This window comes from Mesorhizobium sp. M7A.F.Ca.CA.002.04.1.1, assembly GCF_004022805.1.
Lineage (GTDB): Bacteria > Pseudomonadota > Alphaproteobacteria > Rhizobiales > Rhizobiaceae > Mesorhizobium > Mesorhizobium ciceri.
In genome coordinates this window covers 1-5,407 of sequence record NZ_RZPL01000069.1, presented here as the reverse complement: position 1 = coordinate 5,407, position 5,407 = coordinate 1, and the positions used below count along the sequence as shown (strand labels likewise).

5 protein-coding genes and 1 pseudogene are annotated in these 5,407 nt (G+C 63.1%); 3 read left to right on the top strand and 3 right to left on the bottom strand.

The features are described from left to right. Nucleotides 1-385 (top strand): annotated as a pseudogene (locus ENZ75_RS34980) (thymidine phosphorylase); the annotation flags it as partial. An 86-nt stretch (nt 386-471) separates the two neighbouring features. On the opposite strand, the gene ENZ75_RS06010 reads toward ENZ75_RS34980, so the two are convergent. From ENZ75_RS06010 to ENZ75_RS05995, 3 genes are all read right to left on the bottom strand, one after another. Continuing rightward, complete coding sequence (locus ENZ75_RS06010; protein WP_024502797.1) at nt 472-1,035, bottom strand: TIGR02281 family clan AA aspartic protease; 564 nt, start codon at nt 1,033-1,035, stop codon at nt 472-474. 224 nt (nt 1,036-1,259) lie between these two features. Next, a complete protein-coding gene (gene upp, locus ENZ75_RS06000) occupies nt 1,260-1,889 on the bottom strand; it encodes a uracil phosphoribosyltransferase (protein ID WP_013529626.1) in 630 nt (209 codons plus the stop codon). 146 nt (nt 1,890-2,035) lie between these two features. Beyond that, entirely contained in the window at nt 2,036-3,010 is a 975-nt protein-coding gene (locus ENZ75_RS05995) for an adenosine deaminase (protein WP_063168990.1), read from the bottom strand. Nucleotides 3,011-3,144: 134 nt separating this feature from the next. Here ENZ75_RS05995 and ubiE point away from each other — a divergent pair, with 134 nt between their 5' ends. Then, nucleotides 3,145-3,921, top strand: coding sequence for a bifunctional demethylmenaquinone methyltransferase/2-methoxy-6-polyprenyl-1,4-benzoquinol methylase UbiE (gene ubiE / locus ENZ75_RS05990; protein WP_063168991.1), 777 nt, complete (start codon nt 3,145-3,147; stop codon nt 3,919-3,921). A gap of 70 nt (nt 3,922-3,991) precedes the next feature. Further along, on the top strand, nt 3,992-5,407 hold a 1,416-nt coding region (ubiB, locus tag ENZ75_RS05985), incomplete at its 3' end, for a 2-polyprenylphenol 6-hydroxylase (RefSeq protein ID WP_128277959.1).

The following is a 5,407-nucleotide window of genomic DNA, read 5'->3' as shown; positions in this document are numbered from 1 at the left end:
CATGGTGGCCGCGCTTGGCGGCCCCGCCGATTTCATCGAGAAACCGGAAAAATATCTGCCTGCGGCGGCGATCGAACTTGCCGTCAAGGCGACCGCAAATGGCTTCGTCACCGGCATCGCCACCCGCGATATCGGGCTCGCAGTGGTCGGCCTGGGAGGTGGACGCACGCGGCCGGACGACCAGATCGACCCTGCGGTCGGCATCACCAGACTATTGCCGGTCGGTGCGGAGGTTGGGATCGGCGAGCCGCTGGCGCTGATCCATGCCCGCTCATCGGCCGATGCCGAGGCCGCCGCGGCAACCGTGCTTTCGGCCTATATGGTCGGTGCCTCGAAGCCGCCCGCCGACAAGTCGGTCATCCGGCGGATTCTGCCGCGCGGCTAGAGCAATTCCAGGAAAAGTGTGAAACGGTTCTCCCTGGGAAAAAGCGCATAGCGCTTTCCCTTGGGAATTTGGGAAAACGAATAGCCTTACTGGACGAGCAGCAGCGTGCCGTTCTCGACCTGGTATTTGTCGAGCCGGTTGAGGAAGCTCATGCCGATCAGATTGGTGCGCAGCGCCCTGTCGTCGAGCACGATGGTCTGGACGTCATTGACGGTGATGCTGCCGATCTGCAGGCGGTCGATCATGGCCACAGCCGCCTTGATGGTGCCGTTGGCGGTGTTGACCTCGCGGTTGAAGTCGGAAGCGTTCAGCGACAGGCCGATCCTGCGTGCCGTCGAAATGTTGATGGCGACCAATGTAGCGCCGGTGTCGATCATGCCGTCGACCTGACGTCCGTTGAGCTTGAAGGGTGACGAGAAATGCCCGCGTTCGTCTGCCGCGACGAGGACCTTGCGGCCCATCGGCAGCGGTGCCGCGGGCTTGTTGGGCACCGATGCCAGATTGACGTTCGGCTGGGCTTCGACCGCTTGTTTGCCCGGCACCGCCGACCTCAGCAGGTTTTCGACGAGTTGCGGATTCGACTGATACACAATCGGTATCGATGCCGATGTACCGGCGAAAACGGCGAGGATCAGAAGTTTGCGCAGCATGGATCGGCCTCGCCGCATGACCCCGAAAATCGGGAACGATTTTCGGAAAGGCTCATGCACAAAATCAAAGTGCTACAGCGTCCTTTGCGCGTCCGAAACGGACGCGCGGCGCTGTAGTGACAGCCGATCGTTAAGCCCGGATGGTGTTTGCCGCTTTAACGCGCGCCAAAACCGCGCCTTTTCGTAAATATTTGGTAAATCGTACCAGGCGACTTGGTCTGATATTACTTGGTCCCGTACATGCGGTCGCCGGCGTCGCCGAGGCCGGGCATGATGTAGCCCTTCTCGTTGAGCTGGCGGTCGATCGAAGCGGTGAAGACGGGAACGTCCGGATGCGCCTTGATGAAGCGCTCGATGCCTTCGGGCGCCGCCAGCAGGCAAAGGAAACGGATGTTGGTGGCGCCGCGCTCTTTCAGCTTGTCGATCGCCGCGATCGCCGAATTGGCGGTGGCCAGCATCGGATCGACGACGATCACCAGCCGGTCGGCGAGGTCGCTCGGCGCCTTGAAGAAATATTCGACCGCCTCCAGCGTTTCGTGATCGCGGTAGAGACCGACATGGGCGACGCGCGCCGCCGGCACCAGGTCGAGCAGGCCTTCCAGCAAGCCGTTGCCGGCGCGCAGCACCGAGGCAAAGACCAGTTTCTTGCCCTCGAGCGTCGGCGCTTCCATCGTTTCCATCGGCGTTTCGATGGTCGTCGTCGTCAGTTCGAGATTGCGGGTGACCTCGTAGCCGAGCAGCAGCGAGATTTCGCGCAGCAGCCGGCGGAAGCCCGCCGTCGAGGTTTCCTTCTTGCGCATGATGGTCAGCTTGTGCTGGACAAGCGGGTGGTCGACGACGGTGACGCCCTGCATGGTGTTCTCCTGATGCCTGCGCCCGAAAATGCGCGCATCGCCCTTTCGGACGCGCCGCGCTTCAAGCTGCCTGGGCGAACCCTAGCGGCAATGCGCCGGCCAAGGAACCGCTTGGCCCGCACCGACCACAGCTTTGTCGGCGGAAATCAGCGTGCCGCGCTGTTCAACCGGGCAAGAAGTGCCGTCTTTGTCTTTCTATCGACGAAAGCGGCCTCGATGGCCGTTCTGGTGACGGCGGTCAGCGCCTTGTCGTTCATCGAGAAATGCTCGGCAGCGATATCGTATTCACGCTTGAGCGAGGTCCAGAAATAGGGCGGATCGTCGGAATTGAGCGTCACCTTGCAGCCTGCCGCCTGCAGGGCCGGAAACGGATGATCGGCGAAACTGTCGAACACCTTGAGCGCGATGTTGGAACCGGGGCAGCATTCCAGCACGATACCCTCGTCGGCGATGCGCCGGACGAGGTCCGGGTTCTCGATGGCGCGCACGCCATGGCCGATGCGGGACGGGCGGATGTGATCCAGCGCCGCCTGGACGGTCTCCCAGCCCGTCAGTTCGCCGGCATGGATGGTGATGCCGAGCCCGGCTTCGCGAGCGATCTCGAAAGCCCTGACATAGTCCTCCATATCACCGATCCGCTCATCGCCGGCAACGCCGAAACCGGTGACCAGCGGATGCCCGCAGCGCGCCGCGAAGCGCGCCGCCTGCTCGATCGACTCGACGCCGACATGGCGCACGCCGGTGACGATCATGCGGCCCTCGATGCCGGTCTTGGCCTTGGCGCGGGCCATGCCTTCGCCGAGCGCGTCGGTATAGGCCTTGGGCGACAGGCCGGCTTTTTTAGCGTGGTCCGGCGAGGTGAACACCTCGGAATAGATGGCGCCGTCGCGGGCAAGGCTGGTCAGATAGTGGTCGGCCAGCCGCGCATAGTCCTCCTCGGTCCGGAACAGATCGGCGGAAAAATCATAAGCCGCCAGGAAGGAGGTGAAATCGTGCCAGACGAAGGAACCGTTCTGGATATAGGGCGAGGTGTCCTTGCCGTATTTCTGCGCCTGGCGGATGACGAGTTCGGGCGCCGCTGCCCCTTCGATGTGGCAGTGCAGTTCCGCTTTCAAAGGCATTCAATCATCCCGTCGGTCCGTCCAGGTCTCGAAAACCCGCCACCTGGAAGCGCGGCTGAACACCGCGCCTTAAACAATAGCGCCCGCACCATCGATCGGCTATGGTCCCGCCGGTTTTATGACGGATCAAAAAAATGTCAGTTGAGAGAACCACGGCCGCGGGCGGCATGGAAACCTCCTATGGTTTCAAGCGTGTAGGGGCTGGCGACAAGCAGTCCCTGGTCAACGATGTTTTCCACAAGGTCGCCAACCGCTACGACCTGATGAACGATCTGATGTCGGCCGGCCTGCACCGGCTGTGGAAGGACGCCATGGTCACCTGGCTCAATCCGCCTAAACGGGCGGGCTGGAAGGTGCTCGACGTTGCCGGAGGCACCGGCGACATTGCCTTTCGCATCGTCGATGCCAGCCACGGCAATGCCCATGCCACCGTGCTCGACATCAATGGCTCGATGCTGGCTGTCGGCCGCGACCGGGCCGAAAAGAAGGGCCTGTCCGGCAACACCGATTTCGTCGAGGCCAATGCCGAGGAACTGCCCTTCCCTGATGCCACATTCGATGCCTATACCATCGCTTTCGGCATCCGCAACGTACCGCGCATCGAGGTGGCCTTGGGCGAAGCGTTTCGCGTGCTGAAGCCCGGTGGGCGCTTCCTGTGCCTGGAATTTTCCGAGGTCGAGATGCCGCTGCTCGACAAGGCCTATGAAGCCTGGTCGTTCAACGCCATTCCAAAGATCGGCAAGATGGTCACCGGCGACGGCGAGCCCTATTCCTATCTGGTCGAATCGATCGCCAGGTTTCCCAACCAGCAGAATTTCGCGACGATGATTTCCCGCGCCGGCTTCCACCGCGTTTCCTTCCGCAACTATTCCGGCGGTATTGCAGCACTTCATTCGGGCTGGAAGCTTTGAGGCCGGACCGCATTTCTCACAATCGACGCGTGCTATGCCGGTTCAAAGAGCCGGCAGGGTTGGCGCTGCCATGAGCAATGTCAGTGCAGGATTCCGGCTCGTAAGGGCCGGCTGGGTGCTGGTCCGCGAGGGTGTCGTCGCCGCTCTGCCGGGTGAGGAACTGTCCGGCCTGCCGAAGTTCGGCTGGCGGATGGCACGGCTGTTCACGCGCCGCCGCGCGCTGGCCTATGAGCGCAGCGACCGGCTGGCCAAGGCGGTCGTCCGGCTCGGCCCCTCCTATGTAAAGCTCGGCCAGTTCCTGGCGACGCGGCCCGACGTCGTCGGCAACGACATGGCGCTCGATCTCGCCATGTTGCAGGACAAGATGCACACCTTTCCGAAGGCCGAAGCCATAGCGGCCATCGAAGCCTCGCTCGGGCGCAAAGTCGGCGATCTCTACGCTCAATTCGGCGATCCGGTCGCCGCCGCCTCCATCGCCCAGGTCCATGCCGCCGATGCCATGCATGACGGCGTTGCCACCAAGGTGGCGGTCAAGGTGATCCGGCCCGGCGTGCGCCGCCGCTTCTTCCAGGATCTTGAAAGCTATTTCCTTGCCGCTCGCCTGCAGGAGAAATACATCCCCTCGTCCCGCCGGCTGCGGCCGGTCGAGGTCACCCAGACGCTGGCTCAGACCACCAAGATCGAGATGGATCTTCGCCTCGAGGCGGCGGCCCTCTCGGAGCTCGGTGAAAGCACCAGGCACGACCCCGGCTTTCGCGTGCCGTCCGTCGACTGGGAGCGTACCGGCCGCGACGTGTTGACCATGGAGTGGGTCGACGGCGTCAAGATGAACGACATTGCCGGACTGGTCGCGGCGGGCCACGATCTGAAAACCATCGCCACAAACCTGATCCAGTCGTTCCTGCGCCACACGCTGCGCGACGGATTTTTCCACGCCGACATGCATCCGGGCAATTTGTTCGTCGAGGCGAACGGCACCATCGTTGCCGTCGATCTCGGCATTGCCGGCCGGCTCGGCAAGAAGGAGCGCCGCTTCCTCGCCGAAATCCTCTACGGCTTCATCACGCGCGACTATCTGCGCGTCGCTGAGGTCCATTTCGAGGCCGGCTATGTGCCGCGCCAGCACAATGTCGCGGCCTTCGCGCAGGCGATCCGGGCGATCGGCGAGCCGATCCATGGCCAGCCGGCCGAGACCATCTCGATGGCCAAGCTTCTGACGCTGCTGTTCGAGGTTACCGAGCTCTTCGACATGGCGACGCGGCCCGAACTGATCCTGCTGCAGAAGACCATGGTGGTGGTGGAGGGCGTGGCGCGCACGCTCGACCCGGCCTTCAACATGTGGAAGACTGCCGAGCCGGTGGTCGGCGACTGGATATCAGGCAATCTTGGGCCGCGTGGCATGATGATGGATGCGCGCGATGGCGCCAAGGCGCTGCTGACGCTGGCCCGCCAGGTGCCCGAGCTTGCGGCGCGCACTGACCGGCTG

What these genes read in the sequence shown, in the direction of transcription:
- ENZ75_RS06010 (WP_024502797.1), bottom strand. Translation starts at nt 1,035, where the DNA reads ATGCTGCGCAAACTTCTGATCCTCGCCGTTTTCGCCGGTACATCGGCA.
- upp (WP_013529626.1), bottom strand. Translation starts at nt 1,889, where the DNA reads ATGCAGGGCGTCACCGTCGTCGACCACCCGCTTGTCCAGCACAAGCTG.
- ENZ75_RS05995 (WP_063168990.1), bottom strand. Translation starts at nt 3,010, where the DNA reads ATGCCTTTGAAAGCGGAACTGCACTGCCACATCGAAGGGGCAGCGGCG.
- ubiE (WP_063168991.1), top strand. Translation starts at nt 3,145, where the DNA reads ATGTCAGTTGAGAGAACCACGGCCGCGGGCGGCATGGAAACCTCCTAT.